At 31.1% G+C, this 21,667-nt stretch carries 20 protein-coding genes; 19 read left to right on the top strand and 1 reads right to left on the bottom strand.

What is annotated here, in order from left to right:
* The first annotated feature begins 64 nt into the window (after positions 1 to 64).
* The 3 genes from COJ46_RS07800 to COJ46_RS07790 all read left to right on the top strand — a co-directional run bounded on the left by COJ46_RS07800 (position 65) and on the right by COJ46_RS07790 (position 3,155).
* Positions 65 to 985, top strand: coding sequence for a lipase family protein (locus COJ46_RS07800; RefSeq protein WP_097974952.1), 921 nt, complete (start codon positions 65 to 67; stop codon positions 983 to 985).
* 200 nt (positions 986 to 1,185) lie between these two features.
* Positions 1,186 to 1,404, top strand: a complete 219-nt coding sequence (locus COJ46_RS07795) for a hypothetical protein (RefSeq protein WP_097974954.1) — start codon at positions 1,186 to 1,188, stop codon at positions 1,402 to 1,404.
* Entirely contained in the window at positions 1,404 to 3,155 is a 1,752-nt protein-coding gene (locus COJ46_RS07790; protein ID WP_097974956.1) for a hyaluronate lyase N-terminal domain-containing protein, read from the top strand. Before COJ46_RS07795 ends, COJ46_RS07790 begins: the two co-directional genes overlap by 1 nt.
* A 331-nt stretch (positions 3,156 to 3,486) precedes the next feature.
* Here COJ46_RS07790 and COJ46_RS07785 read toward each other — a convergent pair whose 3' ends face one another.
* The gene (locus tag COJ46_RS07785; RefSeq protein WP_097974958.1) at positions 3,487 to 3,849 is read right to left on the bottom strand and encodes a group I truncated hemoglobin; all 363 of its coding nucleotides are present in this window, start codon (positions 3,847 to 3,849) and stop codon (positions 3,487 to 3,489) included.
* A 598-nt stretch (positions 3,850 to 4,447) separates the two neighbouring features.
* Between COJ46_RS07785 and COJ46_RS07780 the strand changes: the two genes are divergently transcribed.
* From COJ46_RS07780 to COJ46_RS07705, 16 genes are all read left to right on the top strand, one after another.
* Positions 4,448 to 5,191, top strand: a complete 744-nt coding sequence (locus tag COJ46_RS07780; RefSeq protein ID WP_097974959.1) for a YveK family protein — start codon at positions 4,448 to 4,450, stop codon at positions 5,189 to 5,191.
* Positions 5,130 to 5,789 (top strand): CpsD/CapB family tyrosine-protein kinase, encoded by a 660-nt coding sequence (locus COJ46_RS07775; RefSeq protein ID WP_097974961.1) that lies wholly within the window; start codon positions 5,130 to 5,132, stop codon positions 5,787 to 5,789. Before COJ46_RS07780 ends, COJ46_RS07775 begins: the two co-directional genes overlap by 62 nt.
* Positions 5,790 to 6,061: 272 nt before the next feature.
* Complete coding sequence (locus tag COJ46_RS07770) at positions 6,062 to 7,888, top strand: polysaccharide biosynthesis protein (protein ID WP_097974963.1); 1,827 nt, start codon at positions 6,062 to 6,064, stop codon at positions 7,886 to 7,888.
* A 210-nt stretch (positions 7,889 to 8,098) separates the two neighbouring features.
* Entirely contained in the window at positions 8,099 to 9,205 is a 1,107-nt protein-coding gene (locus COJ46_RS07765; RefSeq protein WP_097974965.1) for a glycosyltransferase family 4 protein, read from the top strand.
* 138 nt (positions 9,206 to 9,343) lie between these two features.
* A complete protein-coding gene (locus COJ46_RS07760) occupies positions 9,344 to 10,420 on the top strand; it encodes an EpsG family protein (RefSeq protein ID WP_097974967.1) in 1,077 nt (358 codons plus the stop codon).
* Positions 10,421 to 10,454: 34 nt separating this feature from the next.
* On the top strand, positions 10,455 to 11,468 hold the full coding sequence (locus COJ46_RS07755) for a glycosyltransferase family 2 protein (RefSeq protein ID WP_097974968.1): 1,014 nt from the start codon (positions 10,455 to 10,457) through the stop codon (positions 11,466 to 11,468).
* Positions 11,465 to 12,466, top strand: a complete 1,002-nt coding sequence (locus COJ46_RS07750) for a glycosyltransferase family 2 protein (protein WP_097974970.1) — start codon at positions 11,465 to 11,467, stop codon at positions 12,464 to 12,466. Before COJ46_RS07755 ends, COJ46_RS07750 begins: the two co-directional genes overlap by 4 nt.
* The gene (locus COJ46_RS07745) at positions 12,466 to 13,575 is read left to right on the top strand and encodes a glycosyltransferase (protein WP_097974972.1); all 1,110 of its coding nucleotides are present in this window, start codon (positions 12,466 to 12,468) and stop codon (positions 13,573 to 13,575) included. The genes COJ46_RS07750 and COJ46_RS07745 overlap by 1 nt, the downstream gene beginning before the upstream one ends.
* A 31-nt stretch (positions 13,576 to 13,606) precedes the next feature.
* Positions 13,607 to 14,620, top strand: coding sequence for a glycosyltransferase family 2 protein (locus tag COJ46_RS07740; protein ID WP_097974974.1), 1,014 nt, complete (start codon positions 13,607 to 13,609; stop codon positions 14,618 to 14,620).
* A 119-nt stretch (positions 14,621 to 14,739) separates the two neighbouring features.
* Entirely contained in the window at positions 14,740 to 15,807 is a 1,068-nt protein-coding gene (galE, locus tag COJ46_RS07735; RefSeq protein WP_097974975.1) for a UDP-glucose 4-epimerase GalE, read from the top strand.
* A gap of 195 nt (positions 15,808 to 16,002) precedes the next feature.
* Positions 16,003 to 16,602 carry a sugar transferase gene (locus COJ46_RS07730; RefSeq protein WP_097974977.1) on the top strand — a complete coding sequence of 200 codons (600 nt, stop codon included), beginning with the start codon at positions 16,003 to 16,005 and terminating at the stop codon, positions 16,600 to 16,602.
* Between the two features lies 1 nt (position 16,603).
* Positions 16,604 to 17,242: an acetyltransferase gene (locus COJ46_RS07725; RefSeq protein ID WP_097974979.1), complete on the top strand. Its 639-nt coding sequence runs from the start codon at positions 16,604 to 16,606 to the stop codon at positions 17,240 to 17,242.
* Between the two features lie 18 nt (positions 17,243 to 17,260).
* Complete coding sequence (locus COJ46_RS07720) at positions 17,261 to 18,427, top strand: DegT/DnrJ/EryC1/StrS family aminotransferase (RefSeq protein ID WP_097974981.1); 1,167 nt, start codon at positions 17,261 to 17,263, stop codon at positions 18,425 to 18,427.
* Positions 18,428 to 18,430: 3 nt separating this feature from the next.
* The gene (locus COJ46_RS07715; protein WP_097974982.1) at positions 18,431 to 18,769 is read left to right on the top strand and encodes a helix-turn-helix domain-containing protein; all 339 of its coding nucleotides are present in this window, start codon (positions 18,431 to 18,433) and stop codon (positions 18,767 to 18,769) included.
* A gap of 100 nt (positions 18,770 to 18,869) precedes the next feature.
* Positions 18,870 to 20,600, top strand: coding sequence for an ABC transporter ATP-binding protein (locus COJ46_RS07710; protein ID WP_286133495.1), 1,731 nt, complete (start codon positions 18,870 to 18,872; stop codon positions 20,598 to 20,600).
* Positions 20,601 to 20,677: 77 nt separating this feature from the next.
* Positions 20,678 to 21,607, top strand: coding sequence for a PIG-L deacetylase family protein (locus tag COJ46_RS07705; protein ID WP_097974986.1), 930 nt, complete (start codon positions 20,678 to 20,680; stop codon positions 21,605 to 21,607).
* Positions 21,608 to 21,667 lie beyond the last annotated feature (60 nt).

Raw genomic sequence — 21,667 nt, 5'->3', positions numbered from 1 at the left:
ACATGTCATATGGTCGTGGACATAATATGAAGAAAGAGACTGTCGAAAGGAGGTTAGGTTACTAATGAATTTTCGTGTAGTTATTTTTATCGTTACAGTACTTACTTTTTTTACAACGACCACCGGATGTAGCCAACAAGAGCAAAGAGAGCTACAGAAGCTTCCCGATGGCGTATTTCTAGCAGCATCTGAGCTTTCTTATGAAGCATTTCTAAGTAAAGAAATAGGCAAAAGCTTAAGAGAACATAAAGGGATTGCTGATCCATTACTTACTCAAGTTCATAAGAATCTTAGCGATTATAGTCTTGTTTCCATTACATCTGGTAATATTGGTTTTTCTGCAATAGCATTAAAAAACAAAAAAAATAATAGTTTACTATTTGCTTTTAGTGGATTAAAGAAAATTAATATACAAGATATTTACCAAAGATTAGTTGAATTTGAAACTCCTGAGAATGGTTCACCAATTGTCGTAGATCAACAAGCTCAGCAAGCATATAACTGGGTTACAACAATATTAAATAAAAAAGAGAACAATCATTCAAGTGTGTATGTTACTGGTCATTCGTTTGGAGGTTATTTGGCTCAATTTGTGGGTTATCAGCTTAAGAATGATAAAAAATTGAAAAATCATCTATTTGTACAGGGCGTTACATTTAACTCATTAGGTGTACTATTAGATGATGGTTCGAAAAAACTTCATGCAAAATCACAAAAAGTCCAAAAAACGTTTAAACCGCTATTTACAAATTACATTGTTAAGGGTGACCCATTGGACTACGCCAATAAAACCTTCTTTAAACAAATAACTGGGTACTCACTCCAGCATCTCGGTAATGTCAAATATATTACAGTTGATGAGAATTATAAATCGTCTTTAACGGCTTTAGAAAAAACAACAGATTTATGGACAAAAGCAAGATTATTGAAACCTTTGTACCCATATCACGATTTAGTTGAGTTTGAGGGTGCGTTTTGGAAATAGAGTAAATTATTAAAAATACTAAGATTAATCTACTAGACCTTTTTCGTTGGTTTAAGAACTAATCTTAGTATTTTTTTGTGCCAAAAAAATGTAAAACTAGTTATTTCTATATTAGTAGTCATTCACGGAGACATTTAAGAGGCGTTTTTCATAAGATGTTATATCTTAATTAATATTCATAGAATGGAGGTTAAAGTTGATTGACTTATTTTCTTAAAATTGGACAAGCAATTGAAAATAAGAAAACTACTTTTTTAGTTTCAAATTCCCAAAAGTTTTTAAGTAATAAAACTACTTTGTTTGCAGTTAGCCTCAATATTGATGGTGGTAGTTTTACTGATGTGAACTTTGATCAGAAGATAGATGGGGGAAATTTTACCGACACACCTTTAGGTAATATAGATGGAGGGAATTTTTAATGGCGCAAAAAATACAAATTCGTAGAGGTCTTAAAGCAAATTTACCGCTTTTGGATGTTGGTGAATTTGGCTTTACTACCGATACAAATGAATTATTTATTGGATCTAGTAATGGTAACATCTTATTTTCAAATCGGAATGAATTATTTAGTTTAATTATTAATTTAAAAACTTTAGGGGTGAAATCAGGAAATAGTACATTTGCTGCAAGTAATTCAGCGATTCTAAAAAGCTTAATTACACAATACCCAAATGGTGAATTTACTTTTTATTTACCAAAAGGAGAATATTATTTTAATCCAATAGACCTCACTAATATATCAGGCAGTATAACAATAAAATTAAAAGGTGAAAATGATGGATTATCGCCATCTTGGTTTAAAAGTGTATCCACTACAGTTAAGACAAATAAGCAAGATTTTATATATGACCGAAGAAATCCTTCTCCAGGAATTTGTTTTTATGTTGAGGACTTAAAGTTCTATTCTTATGAAGGGTACACGGAAATTCCAACAGGAGTTTGTTTTGGAGCCGAAAATGACGGTTCTGCCGAATACAATTTTCATTTTTATAATGTATACATCCATGGTTACGATTATGGATTTAAATCACCAGGTTTTTCATGTTCAGGAAGTGGTGGCAAACATATGTCATTCTCTACCTGTCATTATGGTATATACATTAAATCAGCAAGTCATTTATTTCAAGCAGATGATGTTGAGTTACTTTATAATCGAGTTGGTATTAGATTTGGTTATGGGGGTACGCCGTGTTCGATTTCAAATATCCATGTGGCAACGGGCTACTTAGGTGCAGATAAAAATAATTTTAATAATTTTATTGTGATACACACTAAAGGTATGGTTAAAATATCTAATTTATATCAAGAAGCTTATGAACCTTTAGCACAACCTGAAAAAACAACAACTATTGATTACGAAGGATGGGCTTACGGAGTTAATCCAATAATTATAGAAAACGTTCCTATTACTGCTCCTTCAGGAAATGGAGGACTCTTTTTAAAAGGGAGAACTTATTTAGGAGAAGGTCCAGAAACAGGTTCTCTAAATCCTATCGTAATTGATAGTGGTGATATTAATCATTATCCAAATGGTTGTGTGATTTTAAAGGACTGTATGCCACCAAGTGATTTTACAACATTAAAATCCTTAATTGACATAAATGGATCAGATGGTACAGGTTACTACTTTGCAGGAATGGAAATATATAAAAGTGGGCTGTCTTTATCAAAAGACTCAGTTTATAAATTACGATCAAAATTCAATTATGTAAGTAATAATTTATCAAGTTTTCAAAATTATATAATGTATAATTTTTCAGATTTACAGTCACCGGTCTCAAACGGAGTAGCGTTTAAGAATAAATTTGTAGAAATGTCATCATGTATAAATGTAAAAGGAGCCGTTTATATAGATGCTGGGATTTCTACTAATGTAAAAGTAATATTAGGTGTAATTTATGATTATTATGACGACGCTACTGGAGGCACGAATAATCGAGGTGTAGAATTTTCTCCAATTTGTACAATTGATACTACAGGTGGAAAAGTTTTTAGTGGTGGTAACTTTTATGTGGATGCAAGTTTTGTAAAAGGTATTAACCATAATTATAGAAGTCAAATTAAATTAGGGTATAAATTAGTCGACGGAGCAACAAGCACTTACAAATTGAAGTCTGCTGACTTTAGTAAAATAACATATAATGTAGAAATTCGTAAATCACTGTTTTAATGAATAAATTATAGAGGGGTGTTTTAAATTATATTATTCAATTGAGTAATAGATATCTCTGTGAAACATTTGGGGTGAAAATCTCCCCTTTTTTTTATGGAAAAGAATACTTGGCTAGAAATAGGTGTAATTCTTCGCTTTTTAAGTTTTTTAGTCCTACGCTATGCGGAATTGAGAAAGCTCCAGTCAGTATAAAAGTTTAATATAAAACTTTTATACTGACTGAAGACTTGTCTTTCGATGTATAGAGTCATTAGAAGATAACTAGCACTCCATGTAAGTGAAGAAAACTATATTCAATCTTAAATAAACAGTAGATTCGTTATAAAAATTATTTATACTGTATATCATCTCTAAGTGACTCAACCTTCGTTAGGGCCTGATCGATATCTGATTCACTAACCCCAAAATGTGCTAAAGCATCATGAAGATGAGTGGCAATTGCATTAAAATGTTCAGGTTGAATATTCATGCCTTCATGGGCTTTTGACATTGATTTTCCTGAATATTGGTTTGGTCCGCCTAAAGCAAAGCTGATAAATTTTGTCTGATGGCGACGCTGCTTATCCATATCTGTTTTTTCGAAGAAGTGATTGACAGTTTCATCTTTTAGTACTAATTCATCGTAAAAATAGTCCACCACTTTTCCTACTGTTTCCTCTCCACCATATTTTTCGTATAGAGTTTGTTCCATATTATTACTTCCCTTCATCATAAGCTAAAACTAGAATCCCCAAAGAAGGTTGGAAATATTACCAAATTTTTACAAAAAAATTTCAAGTATTGTGATATTTCCCTATATGACATGTGATTTTTTCAAATTAAAATTCTTCTTTTAAAGAGTTCTTAATATAAATAAAATAGCTCTATGTTAACCGTCTTTTAAGTTAGTAAAAAGGATGTAAATTTAAAAGAATATTATTGACTTGTTCTTTATAAAGAATTAGAATTTAATCTATAATTAAGATAATTTCCAGTTTTCAATAAAATGAAAATATTATATAAAATAGACAAATAGTTAAAGTATGGCAAACTTTCTTGATTTTGTGTTCGTTATATAGAATATAGTGTTTTTTGTAAAGTTCAGAAAATACTAAATATTTTTATCTGTTTTCAATTAAATATAGATTATTAACCAAAGTACTGTTCAATATAACGAAATTATTTGAATATTAACTTTGGTTATTTTAGGAAGCTTGGAAGTATAACAGATTTATTTAATCCCTTCTATATATTGAATAGATCCCAATGAAAGAAATGCAAATAAAATATTGAAAAAAGTGGTGATAAGTATGGAAAATGAATTTAACATTAAAAAGTTATATGGAATCATAAAGAAACGCTTTTGGATCCTTTTAGTATCTATTGGTTTATTTACTAGTTTAGGTGGAATCTACACGTACTATTTTACCATGCCACAGTACTCAACATCTTCTAAATTAATTGTAAATGCAAAAACACCAGAATTAATGAACACCCTATTGGTAATGGTAAAAGAGCCATCATTACTGAGAAAAGTTATTAATCAGATGAACTTGAATACGACACCAGATGAGTTGAGTAAAGAAATTACAGCTGAAAGTATAAATGGTTCATCAGTAGTTCAAATCACTGCAGTTGATTTAGATCCAAAATTAGCAGCAGAAATAGCAAATACTACTGCAAATGTTTTTATGAATCAAATGCCAGGTTTATTAGGATTTAAAGATATTAAGTTTTTATCATATGCAGAAGTCAATACTGTACCGACTAACGATAGCTATAGCAGTTATATCATTTATGGAATTTTAGTAGGAATAGTTTTAGGTATAGCTCTCATCTTTTTATTAGATTCATTGGATGACACGGTAAGATCAGAGCAAAGTGTTGAGGATTTACTTGGAATTCCTGTTTTTGGAACTATTTCTAAAATGAATAAGAAAAATACTTCGTTAAGTAAGATTGAGAGTAAACTTAATATGAAGGGGGATTACCGTGCAGCTAAAGAGCATAAAATCATCAAACAAAATAGACAAAATCAATCTAGTAACTTCTAAAAGTCCAAATAGTAAAATTTCTGAAGAGTATAGAACAATTCGAACTAATTTACTAGGATCAATGGATGGGCGTAAAACACAATCTTTGATTGTTACTTCTCCAAATTATAATGATGGAAAATCAACGACTGCAGCTAATCTAGCAATATCAATTACACAGCTTGGAAAAAAGGTTCTCTTAATTGATGCCGATTTAAGAAACCCGATGCTATTTTCTGCTTTTAAAGTTAATAACTCAGTTGGGTTAAGTAATGTATTAACAGGGGATACCAGATTAGAAGATGCAATAAAACAAACGGAAATTAAAGGCTTAGATTTATTAACAAGTGGATCGTTGGCTGTCAATGCGGCTGATCTACTTAGTTCAAAATTAATGAAATCAGTAATTGAGACTGCAACTAATCAGTATGATATGGTCTTGATTGACACTCCACCTGTTCTTGAAGTCGCTGATGTTAAAATTTTTTCAGACTATTGTGATGGTGTAATATTAGTTGTTCGCTATAGGAAAACGGAAAATAATGATCTTATTCAAGCTAAAAAACTTTTAGCCAATAGTTCAAATTTAGTTGGAATCATTCTTAATAATAAGAGGTAAGAGTATATTGTTAAAAATTGAGTTTTAATTTTATAATTTTGTTCTTTATTAAGAACAAAGAGGATTTGAAAAGGTGATGTCTTCTTACCTCTATCAATGAAGGCACTCGGTTATGCTGTGGGTTTGTAGATACCTTAGACGCAAGTCGTCGAGAGTGTGATGTGAGGTTGGGTTAGATGCCCATTATTTAATTTAAAGTCTTTAACTATTGNNCAATAGTTAAAGACTTTAAAAATTTAAGGTGAAAATCGTATAGAAAAGGAGTAAGTAATGTGACATATAGACAAAGAGTTTCTTTTATTATTTTCTTAGATTCATTTATTGTATTAACTTCAATTTTCTTTAGTCGATTTTTAGTAAACCCTGGAATTGGAGTTTTTAATGCACCAATCGTTATTAGCTCAATCACATTATTACTTAGCCATCATTTTTTTTCTTTTATATTTAAGCTATATAAGAAGGCATGGGAATATGCAAGCATAGGGGAATTAATTATTATCTTTGAAGCAATTACCTACTCAATTCTTTGCGCTGCAATCGTACAGAAACTGACTATACACGAAATGTATTTCCGTCTACTAACTGTAACATGGCTTCTGCATATTTTGTTAATTGGAGGAACTCGTCTAGTTTGGAGAATATACACTGATTCGTTTAAGAAGAATACAGAGAATAAAAATAGAACACTTATTATTGGTGCCGGAGCTGCTGGGACGATGGTAGTTAGACAATTGTTAAAAAATTATGACTCAGAATTAATACCCGTAGCATTTATCGATGATAATGTAAAAAAACAAAATTTACATATATTAGGAATCCCTGTAGTGGGTGGGGTAAACCAGATTGACCATTATGTAAATAAACTAGATATAAACAATATAATAATTGCAATTCCTTCTTTAAGAAAAAAAGAGTTAAATAAAATTTTACAAGAATGTACTAAAACGAAAGCAAAAACAAAAATTCTACCTATGCTAGAGGATATTATGACTGGAAAAGTATCTGTAAACCAATTTCGTGACGTCCAGGTTGAAGACTTATTAGGGCGTGAGGCTGTTGAATTGGACATTGAAATGATCTCTGATTCAATAACAAACAAGGTTGTATTAGTAACAGGTGCAGGTGGATCAATTGGATCGGAAATTTGTAGGCAAATTTCAAAGTTTAATCCAAGTACTTTAATTTTATTAGGACATGGTGAAAATAGCATTTATACAATAAATATGGAACTAAAAGAGCAATTCGAAAATACCTCGATTGAATTTATTACAGAAATTGCAGACATTCAAGATGAGAAGAAAATGATGTCAATTATGAAAAAACATAGTCCACATGTGGTATATCATGCTGCTGCACATAAGCATGTTCCATTAATGGAACAAAATCCTGAAGAAGCAGTTAAAAATAACATCATTGGAACAGTGAATGTTGCAACTGCTGCTAGTCTATTGGACGTTGAAACGTTCGTTATGATTTCAACTGACAAAGCAGTAAATCCAACAAGTGTAATGGGGGCTACAAAAAGATTGGCAGAAATGATGATTCAACATTTGGATCGAAATAGTAAGACTAAATTTGTTGCTGTTCGATTTGGAAATGTCTTAGGTAGCAGAGGTAGTGTGATTCCTTTATTCAAAAAACAACTTGAAAAAGGTGGACCAATTACAGTAACACATCCAGATATGGTTAGGTATTTCATGACGATTCCTGAAGCATCAAAGCTTGTAATCCAGGCTGGAGCCCTGGCTAACGGAGGAGAAATATTTGTATTGGATATGGGTGAGCCTGTAAAAATTGTTGATCTTGCAAAAAACTTAATAAAATTTTCCGGTAACACAATTGATGAAGTGGGAATTGAGTTTACTGGAATACGCCCAGGGGAAAAGCTTTTCGAAGAGTTATTGAATAAGGAAGAAGTGTATGAAGAGCAAATTTACCCGAAAATTTATGTCGGAAAAACATCAAAATTATATATTGATGAAATAAACGAATTAATCTTAACGCACTCAACATTAGATCAGGAGATTCTCAAACATAATTTACTGAATATTTCAAATGGGGTAGTTAATGCAGCAGAAATACTTTCAATATCAGGCTAAGTTAAAAGGGTGTTCAAATAAATGAAAGTAAAAAAGCAATTAAACCAGCAATTATTGCATAAGAAACTATTGAATCTAGAATAGAAGACATGATCATTGTTGCAGGAAAAGGATTTATGCAAGAAGAAGCCACATCAATTATTGATATTATTGGCTAGTTTTTTTAAAAAATAGAACCGAAATGGTTTAAAAAGGGAAATTGGTAAAATTATGAAGAGAATATTATATATTACAACTTTGAGTAGAACCATTAATGCCTTTTTAGTTCCACATATTGAAAAACTAATAAGTGATGGGAATATTGTTGACTGTGCTTGTTCGATAGATATTGAGATTGATAAAAATTTAACTGAGAAAGGTGTTAAAGTTTTTGATATTCCTTTTACAAGGAATCCATTTCACCTCAAAAATATAAGTGCTTTTAGAGCTCTCATAAAAATACAATTGGAGTATAAATATGATATTGTTCACGTTCATACTCCAATAGCCGCGCTTTACGGGAGACTATTAAAGGCAAAGTTTCCTGAGATAAAAACAATTTATACAGTTCACGGTTTTCACTTTTATGAAGGTGCTCCATTTTTAAATTGGTGTATTTATTATCCTATCGAAAAAATAATGAGTAACTTCACTGACACAATCATAACAATGAATACCGAAGACTATGAGAGAGCTCAGAAATTTAATATAAACAAAATCCATAAAATTCATGGTGTTGGAGTAGATTTTACATCCTATAACTTGAACTTATTTCAAAAGGAAGAGATTCGAAAAAAATTGAATTTAAGTATAGATGACTTTGTGATCCTTATGATTGCTGAAGTAAATCAAAATAAAAATCATAAGCAAATGATTAATGCAGTCGAAATTCTTAAAAAGAGAGGGATTCACGTCAAGGTAATCTGCGCTGGTGATGGTCCAATGCTTGAAAGTTTAAAGAATAATGTAAAGGTTAAAGGATTAGAGGATAATATAAATTTTTTAGGTTTTAGAAATGATATAAATGAGCTAATTATAGCATGTGATATGGGTATTCTTTTATCTCAAAGGGAAGGATTACCTAGAAATATAATGGAGTTAATGGCATGTGAGAAAACAGTTGTTGGTACAAATATAAGAGGTATTCGAGATTTAATTGAAGATAATATAAATGGGTTTTTAGTACCAATTAACGAACCGAATGAAACAGCGGACAAAATCGAATTACTATATAAAGATAGGTTGTTATTAGAAAAAATGGCTTTAAACGCCAATCGCTTAATTAAAAAGTATGACGTAAATCAAGTGGTAAATAGTCTAGCAAATACGATGATTTGATAATAAAGAGATTAAAAGATTTAAGAATAAAAGAAAATAATTATTAAAAAATCGAATTTATTTTGTGCGATCGAAATCACAAAAATACTGCTGTTTGTTTAGCGACAAAAATGAATGTTTCGGTAAGGATGGGTTACATTGATACCTTATGTTTTAACTTTATTTTTTGCTTATTGCTATGGGTGGTTAGCAAAAAGGTTTGGATTTGTTAAGAACAGTCAATTTATTAATAATAAATATTTTGTATTTACTGTTCTAATTGGATTAATACTTTTTTCTGGATTGAGGTATTTAAATGCTCTATATAGTGATGAATGGATCTATAGAAATGAGTACTCAGACATAGGAAATATGGATTTAAAAGCTATTTTTTCCTTAAATCTAGAACCAGGTTTTGCTTTACTAAATTGGCTATTGTATAAGATCTCACCTCAACCGCAACTACTTATCTTTGTTTGTGCTGTAATAACCAATGCATTAATCGTTTCCACAATTGCAAGGTTTAGTGAGAAGTTTGAGTTAAGTATATTACTATTTATTTGTGTAGGCTATTATATGACTAGTTTTAATATTATGAGACAATATTTAGCCGTTAGTATAATATTTTGGGCAATAAGATATGTAAATAAAGGAGAATTCAAAAAGTATTTTATTTGTGTATTAATTGCATCAACTTTTCATTATTCAGCTTTAATTTTAATACCTGCATACTTTATTTATAAAAAGAGAGCTTGGTCAAAGTGGACAATTTTAACCATAATTTCTTGCATAGTATTTGCAGTTTCATTTGGAACTTTTGTTAATATTTTAGCAGTTATGCTTGTAAATACTAAGTATAGTACCTATTTGAGTTCTTTAACAGAGGGGTATTATGGGGTTAATATTCTGAGGATTTTCATATTTATTGTTCCATTAGTTCTTTTATATATTTGGAGAAAACCATTAAAAATTAAATATCCTAATAGTGACCATCTAGTGAATCTCTATGTAATCGGTACGATGTTAATGGTGATATCTTATAATTATGTTTTTATTGCTAGGATAGCAGATTATTTTACACTATTTGGAGTTTTACTCATTCCAAAACTTACTTCAATATTTAAGAAATTCAGTTTTAATCAATTAATTTATTTTGGGATTTTAGTATGTTTCTTAACATTCTTTTATTACCAAATAAGTAGTAGTGCCGCTTACACTAGTATTTTTTCAACATAAAATACACTCTGCAAAAATTAAAGGGGAAAATTAAATGCAAATACCATTTCTAACGATAGTCATTCCAATGTATAATGCCGAGAACACTATAAAACAAGCGCTTAACAGCATTACAGCACAAGCTTACAATGAAATAGAAATTATCGTCGTAAATGATGGGTCAACTGATTGTAGTCTTAAAATCTGTGAAGAACTAGCCATCAATGATCCAAGAATTAAGCTATTTACAATTAAAAATTCAGGTGTAAGTTATGCAAGGAACTTTGGAATCGACCAAGCGAGTGGAAAGTATATTACCTTCCTTGACTCAGATGATTATTACAATGATAACTTTCTAAGTGTTGTGACATCTGAAATAGAAGAGAATACTCAAATGCTAGTATATGGTTATAACATTGTAAAGGATGGTCAATTCTCATCATTTAAAAGCCCTATAAGAGAGTCTGTACAACTTAATACGAAAGATGAATTTAGAAAAATTGCAATCTCCCTTATTGGGAATGAAATGATTAATGCTCCATGGAATAAGATTTACTTAACAAGTTACATAAAGCTTAATAATATAAGCTTTCCTACTAATATAGATATTGGGGAGGATTTAAGTTTTAACTTATTAGTCGCAAAAAATATAAGTTTTGTTAAATTAATAAATCAGGCTTTAATAAATTACAGAGTAAAATCAGGCGAAGGTTTGGTCTCCAAATTTAGACCTAATCGTTTAGAAATCCGAATGTCATTGTTAGAAAAAATAAAAGAAACTTTACTATACTGGGGATTACTGGATGATAATAAGCCTATGCTAGATCGAATTCTAATAAAAGATTTTATGGCAGGTATCATGGATTTATATAAAAAATCCTGTCAATTCACTAAGCAAGAAAAGTTAGCATTTATACAAAACGTATTGATAAAAGAGGAAAAGTATTTAAAGGATTGCAGTACCCGAGATCCTTTAACTTATATTTTAAAAGGAATTATTAGTACAAAAAATAGTATTATCATATTGTTTTTTGCAAAATTATTGAGCATAAAGAGAGGGTTTAGATGAAAATTAGTGTAATAGTAGCTGCTTTTAATGTCGAAGATTATATTGGAAATTGTTTAAAGTCTATTATTTCACAAACATTTAAAAACTTAGAAATAATCGTTGTAAATGACGGATCGACTGATAAAACGATAGATATAATTAATTTTTATGCAAAGAACGATAAAAGAATTGTAGTGATAGATAAATCAAATGGGGGACTTAGTTCAGCAAGAAATGCGGGATTAGAAGTAGTTACTGGTGATTTTATTGGTTTCATTGACGGTGATGACTATATTAAAGATGAAATGTATGAAAAACTATACAATTTATTTATAGAAACACATTGCGACATAGCAGTGTGTGGTCATATTAGAAAATACTCAAATAGAGAAGTTTTCACCAACACAAAGAAAACCGTTCATTATACTTCTTGGGAAGCATTAGAAGAATTAATTGGGAGTAGATCTCTATTTGATTATGCTTGGGATAAGCTTTATAAAAAAGAATTGTTTGATTATATCAGATATCCAAAAGGAAAAATATATGAGGATGTTTTTACAACATATAAGTTATTTTTAAAGTCTAATAAGATCGTATCAGTTGATGAACCTTTATATTATTATATTCAGCGTGACGGAAGTACTTTAAGAAAAGGATTTAATAATAAACAGTTTGATCAACTCGATGCAATTGAAGAAATAAAAAGCTTCTTTAGTGAAAAAAATATTATGACTTACGATAAGGTTTTAGAAGCAAGGATATTAAATATAAAATGTAGGATGCTGTTCGATATATGTGCGGGAAATGCGACAAATGGGACTAGTCTTCATGAAAATACTGCAAAAAAACTAACAAAAGATATTGTCGAAAAGCCAATTAATAAACTATTAAATAAAAAAATTACATTTTTTAGTAAATTAATTATATTACTCTCACTTCCAGGTAACTGGTTAATACAATTAATTATGAGTTTTAATCCGATAAAAACCCTAATAAGTAGGAGGGTTGGTTTAAAGTAATGAAGAAAAAAGTATTATTTTTATTAGATCGAATGGTAATGGGTGGAGTTGAGATACTTTTAATAGACATTATTAATAGTATGGATCGAAACAAATATAGTATAACTGTCGGAACACTATTTGACGGTGGAGAGCTTAAACATGCATTACCAAATTCGGTAAAGCATGTTTTTTTATTTAAAAATCAATATAAAGGCATATACAGAGTTTTGCGTTTTATTAGTCCGCGCCTTCTTTACAAAAAACTTTTTAATGAGGAGTTTGATATTGAAATATCATTTAAGACAGGAATGCCAGAGAAAATTGTGGCAGCCTCTAGAAACACTCATTCGAAGAAAATAGCATGGATTCATGGTGAAATGGGATATCAGAACTTTGGACTCGAAAGTCATATAACAAAAGCAAAACAAACAGAGTGCTATAACAAATTTGATCGTATTATTACTGTTTCGGAAAAATGCAAAAAATCATTTATTAATGTAACTCAAACAAATACAGCTGTTGAAAAAATTTACAATGCTGTTGTACCTGATAAGATTATGAGCAAAATGCATGAGGATTATCAATTAGTAATTGATAAGAGCTTGATTAACTTAATAACTATTGCTAGGTTGCATGAGGATAAAGGAATTGATCGCTTAATACGTGCATTTTTAGAAGGCTACAAAAAGAATAATAAGCTAAGATTGTATATTATTGGTGACGGACCTGAAGAAAATAACTTAAAGAATTTAACGCAAAAGTTAAATATTAATGAAGTTGTTTTTTTCCTGGGTAAGCAACTAAATCCATATGCTTACTTAAATGATGCAAATATCTATATTCATTCTGCGATTAGTGAACCGTTTGGTATCGTTCTATTAGAAGCATTGTTTTTAGGTATACCAATTGTATCGACAAAATGTGGCGGTCCAGAGGAAATATTGGATAACGGGAAGTATGGGTTACTAGTTGATAATTCACAAAAAGGTTTAACTGAAGCACTAATTCAGATTGCAGAAGATCAAAAATCAATTCTGAAATATAAAAATACGTCAAAACTAAGAGCTAATGATTTTGAAATGAAGTGTATGATGGATCAGATTTATAACCTAATAGAGGAGGTTTAAGTTTTGACAAAATCACTTTTAAGGGAAATTAATGAGCGTTAGCGGGTTAGTAAGTGTTATTATACCAATTTATAATTCAGAAAAATATTTATCAAGATGCATTGAAAGTATCCTTCAACAATCATACAAATCACTTGAAGTCATTCTCATAAATGACGGTTCAACAGATAAGAGTAAAGAAATTTGTTTAGACTATTCACATAGGGACGAAAGAATTAAGGTTATACAAATTGAAAATCATGGACCGGGATATGCCCGTAATATGGGCTTGAAAATCGCAAGAGGGGAATACATTCAATTCACAGATAGTGACGATACATTGCCACTAAATTATTTAGAAGCAATGGTTTCTCGAATTGAGCAGGACAATTCTGACATTGTAATCTGTGGAATTGAAAATATTAAGAATGCTCAAACTCATAATAAATATACAGTGGATGAACTATTGAGTGCTCGTGGTACGGCATTAATTGATTTGTTTATTAATTTACTAGACAGGGGATTAGCATATTCTCCGTGTAATAAATTATATCGTAGTGAAATTATAAAACTTAATAATATTCGTTTTGGGGTAGATTTTAATTTAGGTGAGGATGCCCTGTTTAACATTTCGTATTTTAAACATTCAAAATGTTGCTCAATTGATAATCGTATTTTTTATGAATATCATCAAAATGTTGGTAGCCTTATTAATAGTTATTACCATAATAAATATGAAATACAAACTCAACTATACAAGAATCTAAGAAAGCTAGTTAACGAAGTGTCTAGTAGCGATTCTATTAATACGATGTATCTTTATTACCAATATGAACTTACATTTGTATTCACTAACTACTACTTGCCAGATTGTTCATTAAGTAGCACCGATCGAAAGAAAATGATAAATACAATAATGCATAGTGACATAGTTCAGGAGATATTTAACATTCCAAATCAGCGGAGTAATTTACAAAAAATCATAAGGACACTTGTGCGGATCAAAAATGTAACCGCTATGGATATGTTTTTAAGAGCATATAGCATGAGGTATTTGAAGAATTGACTCTCTTTCAGCTTTAAGAAGTTTTATCCGACTCCCATGTAATTCACTCAGTTATTTATTTTGTTAAAGTGAATAAATTTACGATTTAAAAGCTTATGGAAAACTGGAGGAGGTAAGTTATGAAGATATTAATAACAGGTGGAGCGGGATATATTGGTAGCCATACTTGTGTAGAGCTTTTGAATAAGGGATATGAAATTATTGTTTTGGACAATTTTTCAAATAGTAAACCTGAAGCTTTAACGCGAGTATCGGAAATAACGGGTAAATCATTTCATTATTATAATGTGGATTTATTAAATTTAAAAATGCTTGAAGCGGTATTTCTAAAACATAAAATTGATGCCGTAATCCACTTTGCTGGTCTGAAGGCAGTAGGTGAATCAAATATAGTTCCACTAAAGTATTACCAAAATAATGTAGTCGGTACAGTTAACCTCTGTGAAACGATGAATAAGTTCCAAGTAAAGAAACTCGTTTTTAGCTCATCGGCGACTGTATATGGTTCTACAGAACAAGTACCAATTTCTGAAGAGACAACTTTGGGAGCAGTAAATCCATATGGTCGCACAAAACAAATGATAGAGGAGATACTGGGGGATTTATATAACTCCGACCATAATTGGAGCATTGCTCTATTGCGATACTTTAATCCCGTGGGAGCACATAAAAGTGGGTTGATTGGTGATGATCCAAAAGGAACGCCAAACAATTTAGTTCCTTATCTATCGCAGGTAGCAGTAGGAAAGTTACAGAGCTTATGTATCTTTGGAAATGATTATCCAACAGCGGATGGAACAGGTGTGAGGGATTACATTCATGTCGTTGATTTAGCAAAAGGCCATTTAAAAGCACTTGAAAAGCTAGAATATGAAAAAGGGATCAATGCATATAATCTTGGAACAGGTAAGGGATTTAGCGTGCTGGAAATGGTTAGAGCATACGAAAAAGCTTCCGGAAGAAAAATTTCCTATACGATTACGGAACGTCGGTCGGGTGATGCAGCAATATGTTATGCAAATCCTTTGAAAGCAAAGGCGGAGCTAGAGTGGGAAGCGACCTTAGATATTAACGACATGTGCGATGATGCCTGGAATTGGCAAAAAAGCAATCCTAATGGCTATGATCAAGTTTCAGAAATTGACCAATTTATTTCTAAATCAGGTAATCTAATTGTTTCAAATTAATTATATGGAAACCTCGAAATCAATTAACTTGAATCAGGAGCAACTAAAAGAGGTTCTTGAAAGCTTTTACAAAAAAGGTAATGAACATGTTGATCATAACACGGGATTTTGTAAATGAAATTATTTATTAAATACAGACCCTACGTTACTCAATCTAAATAAATGTAAGTAAGCCTAAATAGGGGGTCCCATCATATGAAAAGAATGATCGATTTAATTATTTCTCTAATGTTATTAATTGTATTTTCTCCAATTCTCCTAGTTGTTGGAGTCATGGTTAGATTCAAAATGGGTTCACCTATTCTATTTACACAGAAAAGACCAGGATTATACGGAAAACCATTCAACTTATATAAATTTCGCACGATGGTTGATTTAAAGGATTCAAATGGGGAGCTATTACCAGATGAATTAAGATTAACTAATTTTGGGAAATTCCTTCGAAAATTTAGTTTAGATGAATTTCCTCAGCTAATAAATGTTGTTAAAGGTGAGATGAGTCTAGTGGGGCCTAGACCGCTTTTAATGGAATATTTATCTCTTTATACGAAAGAACAAATGCTGCGCCATGATGTTAGGCCGGGAATAACTGGCTGGGCTCAAGTGAACGGAAGAAATGCAATTACTTGGGAAGAAAAATTCAAATTTGATAATTGGTATGTAGAAAATCAAAATCTTAAGGTAGATTTGAAAATTTTATTCTTAACGTTTATCAAAGTGATAAAGAAAGAGGGTATTAGCCAGCAAGGGCAAGTTACGATGGAAAAATTTAAAGGTTCATATGAAGTGATGTAACATGAAAATAATCATAGTAGGAAATGGTGGACATAGCAAAGTCATACAAGAAATGGCTTATTCTTTGAATCATGAAATCATCGCTATCTTGGATGATAAATATACTATTGAAGTAAGAGATAACGATGTGGTATTTGGTCCCGTAAATGCAATAAAAAAGTACCTTTACGATCAAGTTAAAGTAATCATTGCAATTGGAAATAATGAACTTAGGAATAAAATAGTAAATTTATTAAATATAAATAGAGACCAATATTTATCAATTATTCATCCTACAGCAATAGTAAGCCCATCAGCGATCATTGGGAATGGAACTGTTGTAATGCCTAGAACCGTTATAAATGCAGGAGCAAAGATTGGGGATCATTGCATTATTAATACAAGTTCAGTTGTTGAACATGATAATACCATTGGTGATTACTCCCATATTTCACCGAATGCAACATTAACTGGGAATGTTGAAATAGATGTGGGTGTACATATAGGAGCTGCTGCAACTATTATACCTAGCATAAAGATTGGAAAATGGTCAGTCATTGGGGCAGGATCAACAGTTTTAAAAAATATCCCAGCTTGCAGTTGTGCAGTAGGAAGTCCAGCTAAAGTAATTAAAACGTTAGATGTTGGAATAGAAAATTAAACGAGAAGGTGTTTTTAAATGTCTTTATCAAGAATCTATCTTTCTCCTCCACATATGAGTGGAAAAGAGCAAAATTATATTAATCAAGCATTTGAATCGAATTGGATTGCACCTCTAGGACCAAATGTTGATGCTTTTGAAAAAGAGATTGCCTCATACGTAGGAGCCAGTGAAGCAGTTGCCGTTAGTTCAGGAACGGCAGCAATTCACCTGGCTCTTTCTTTATTAGGCGTAACGAAAGGTGATAAGGTTTTTTGTTCAAGTCTTACTTTCGTAGCAAGTGCAAATCCGATTCTTTATCAAGGAGCTGAGCCAGTTTTTATAGATTCAGAGCCGGATACGTGGAATATGTCTCCGAGAGCACTTGAAAAAGCTTTTCAAGATGCGCATTTAGAAAATAAGTTACCAAAAGCTGTAATAGTGGTAAACATATATGGTCAAAGTGCAAAAATGGACGAAATACTTTCAATTTGTAATCAATTTGATGTTCCAATCATTGAAGACGCGGCCGAATCCATGGGATCAACATATAAAGGTAAAGCAAGTGGTACCTTTGGAAGATTTGGTATTTTTTCTTTTAATGGAAATAAAATTATTACAACTTCAGGAGGAGGAGCACTTGTTTCAAATGATATTGGGGCCATACAGAGAACTCGCTTTTTGGCTACTCAGGCAAAGGATCCAGCTCCTTTCTATCAACATAGTGAAATGGGATATAACTATCGAATGAGTAATATATTAGCTGGAGTCGGTAGAGCCCAACTTCAAGTTTTGAACGAAAGGGTAGAAAAGAGAAGACTTATATTTGAACGGTATTTAAAAGAACTTTCCAATATCCCGGGCCTATCTTTCATGCCTGAATTAAAAAATACTAAAAGTAATCGTTGGCTCACTGTTTTAACAATGGATAAAGAGTCAGGGATATCACCTAATTTGCTAATTGAGGCATTAGGTGAAATAAATGTTGAGGCTAGGCCTGTTTGGAAACCGCTTCACATGCAGCCTTTATTTGAAAACGCATCATATTATTCTCATAGTGAAAATGAGCATATAGCAGAAGAATTGTTTAGAACAGGTATTTGTCTTCCATCTGGATCAAGTTTAACTGAGGATGAACAATTCAGAGTAATAGATTGTCTTAAAAATGTAATTTCAAAAGAATTTAGTAAGGTAAAAGAGGGATAGAATATGATAGGAAAAATCATACAGGAAACCCGAAAAAAGAGGGGATTATCATTATCAGAGCTTGCTAAAAAGGCCGATATTTCAAAATCTTACTTGAGTAATATTGAACGCGAAATTAACTATAATCCTTCTATCCAAGTACTAGAGAAGCTCTCCAAAGTATTAGGTGTTGATATGAGCACATTGCTAGGGAAAAATGTAGATACTGAACTACATATGCAAAAGGAATGGATTAATTTACTTAAAGAATTAAAGGAATCGGGGATTGAAATAGAAAAGATTCATGAATATAAAACTGTTTTTGAATTTTTAAAATGGAAAAATAATATTGGGAATAGTTAATAGTATTTAATAGGAAATTCTCAGAAAAGGTTGTGGAAGGAAATTGGGCGATACTTTTAAAAAATTAATAATGCTCTTTAACAAAAGGGAAAAGAAAAAGTTGTTAATTTTATTTTTTATGATGATCATATCTGCAATGTTCGAAACAGTAGGAATTGGATTAATTGTTCCGTTTGTCGGGATTGTAACAAATCCAACAATTATAAAAGAACAAGTAATCTTAAAATATTTATATAATTTAATTGGTTTTAAATCTACCACTTCCTTTTTAATATTTTCAGTATTTGTTTTACTTTTTATTTATATAATAAAAAATTCATATATTCTATTTTTTCAATACTGTCAGAATAGAGTCATTATGAATCAACAAATTAAACTATCAAGGATGTTATTTAATGAGTACTTGAAAAAACCTTATACATTTCATTTGCAAAGGAATACCGCATTATTATTAAGAAATGTAAATGAAGAAGTATCTAAAGTATTTCAACAAATTATTATATCTGGGTTTTTGTTGGTTACAGAACTCCTCGTAATTTTTTGTATATTAGTTTTATTATTAGTAACTAGTCCAATGGCGACAATAGTTGCATCCGTAATATTGAGCGGAAGCGTTTATTTATTTTTAAAAGCTTATCGTAAAAAAATGAGCCAGATGGGAAAAGGTTTACAAAGTGCTAATGGCATGATGATTAAGTGGGTAAATCAAGGTTTAGGGGCAAGTAAAGAAGTAAAAGTATCAGGAAGAGAGAACTTCTTTGTGGAGTCGTATTCAGTATATAGTAAAAAAAGTGCTGTTATTAAACGTGGAATAATGATGTTTGATCAGGTTCCAAGGCTATTTATTGAAACGTTAATCGTATCAATCGTTCTTATTATTATGCTTGTCATTATTTTCGAAGGTACTAATATATCAAAAATTGTTTCGACAATGGCTCTATTTGCAATGGCAGCATTTAGACTTATGCCTTCAATTAACCGTGTAATTGCTATGATTGCAGCAATTCGATTTAATAAACCAGCGTTATCGGTAATTTATGAGGATTTATTTACGAATAAAGATGAATCCCTTAATTATGAGGTAATAGAAAATAAAGATTATAAAGTAAACTCTACAAATGATGGGGAAAGAATTTTCAAAGAGTCCATTGATTTAAAAGGCATCTCCTTTAGATATCCTAATCAAAATGAACTTTCAATTAAAGATATTTCTTTAACAATTCCAATTGGCCAATCTATAGCTTTTATAGGTGAGTCAGGTGCTGGGAAAACGACATTAGTAGATATTATACTTGGACTTTTTCGTCCTGAAAAGGGGAGCGTTTCAGTAGATGGAATTGAAATACACCAACTTGGTTCTAAATGGCAAAAAAATATTGGATATATACCTCAATCAATTTTTCTATCGGATGATACCGTAAGAGGGAATATTGCCTTTGGAATACCAAGTGATCAAATTGACGAGAAAGCTGTTTGGAAAGCACTAGAGCAAGCGCAGTTAAAAGAATTCGTAGAGTCTCTACCTGATAAATTAGAAACAGCGGTAGGGGAAAGAGGGGTAAGACTTTCTGGCGGTCAACGTCAACGAATCGGTATTGCGCGGGCTCTATACCATAATCCTGAAATTATTTTTATGGATGAAGCTACATCGGCATTAGACAATGAAACTGAAAAAGAAATTATTTCAGCTATTGATAAGTTAAAAGGCGAAAAGACCTTAATAATCATTGCCCATAGACTAACCACAATTGAAAATTGTGATATAGTGTTCAAAATAAATAAAGGTAAATTAACTACTGTTGAAAGAAAGTTAGACCAATCAGTAATTTAAGTAAGGCTATTAAGTAAAGTATCTATTTTATGAATCGGTAATCTTATGTAGGTACTATAATTAAGGGAGGTTACAGATTGGAATCAATAATTAAAATGACTATAAATGCAGCTCCTAAAATGCTAATAAATATTATTATAGGCATACTTAAACTTATTTTAAATGACCATGTAATAAAGCAAATAGAGTATATTCGAGGTCTATACCGATATCCAAATAAAATGTTAGGCCGTAGGATGCCACATGAAAATAAAGGGGATGTCGACGTATTAGTTTTTGCAGCCCATCAAGATGATGAGATATTAGGTTTAGGAACTACGCTACATCGCCATAGTTTAAATGGCGATCGCGTTAAAGTTATATTTACTACAAATGGGACAGGTTATGGCCGTGAAAGCTGGAATTTAAGTTTAAGCAAATCCAAAGAAAAATCAAATACTAGATTCTCCGAGGCGGTCCAAGGGTTATCACTAATAAACATTTTAAAAAAGGATATGTTTTGCTTAGGGTATCCTGATCGAGGCACACATAGATATATTGAAAATATGTCCGAAGATATTTTTATGTTAATCCAGGATTTAAAACCAAAGCGGATTTATGTTCACTGTATTGAGGGTGGGCACAGAGACCATGATATGACAAGTTTTGTTGTTAAGTCTGTATGTGAAAAAATGGAATACACTAATGTTTTTGAATGGACTGAATACTATGAAATTCAGCCGTTAGGATCTAGTAATGTTAGGTTTCCGGATTCAGAGCTAGTTAGCTTTGAGGAAATAAAAATTGATATTTCAGGAGATGAGCGTGATCTTAAAAGGAAAATGTTAGCTGAACATAAATCACAAGACGTGGAACAATTCTATCTGCAGGGGGAAGCAATTCGACAAGCTAACCTTTCACTAGTTGAAGAAGAATTAAATGAAAAATCTATATTATCTAAAAAAAGAAAACTTCATGTTCTTAAAAAAAATAAAAAAATTGATAAGCTAAATATTTATTCTTTCTAACAAGTCTTTGTAAATGACTTTATTAATTTTTTTGAGTGAAAATACGATTTTAATTAAGAA

It is taken from the genome of Bacillus sp. AFS077874, from assembly GCF_002566505.1.
Lineage (GTDB): Bacteria > Bacillota > Bacilli > Bacillales > Bacillaceae_G > Gottfriedia.
This window is presented reverse-complemented; position numbering and strand designations above follow the sequence as displayed.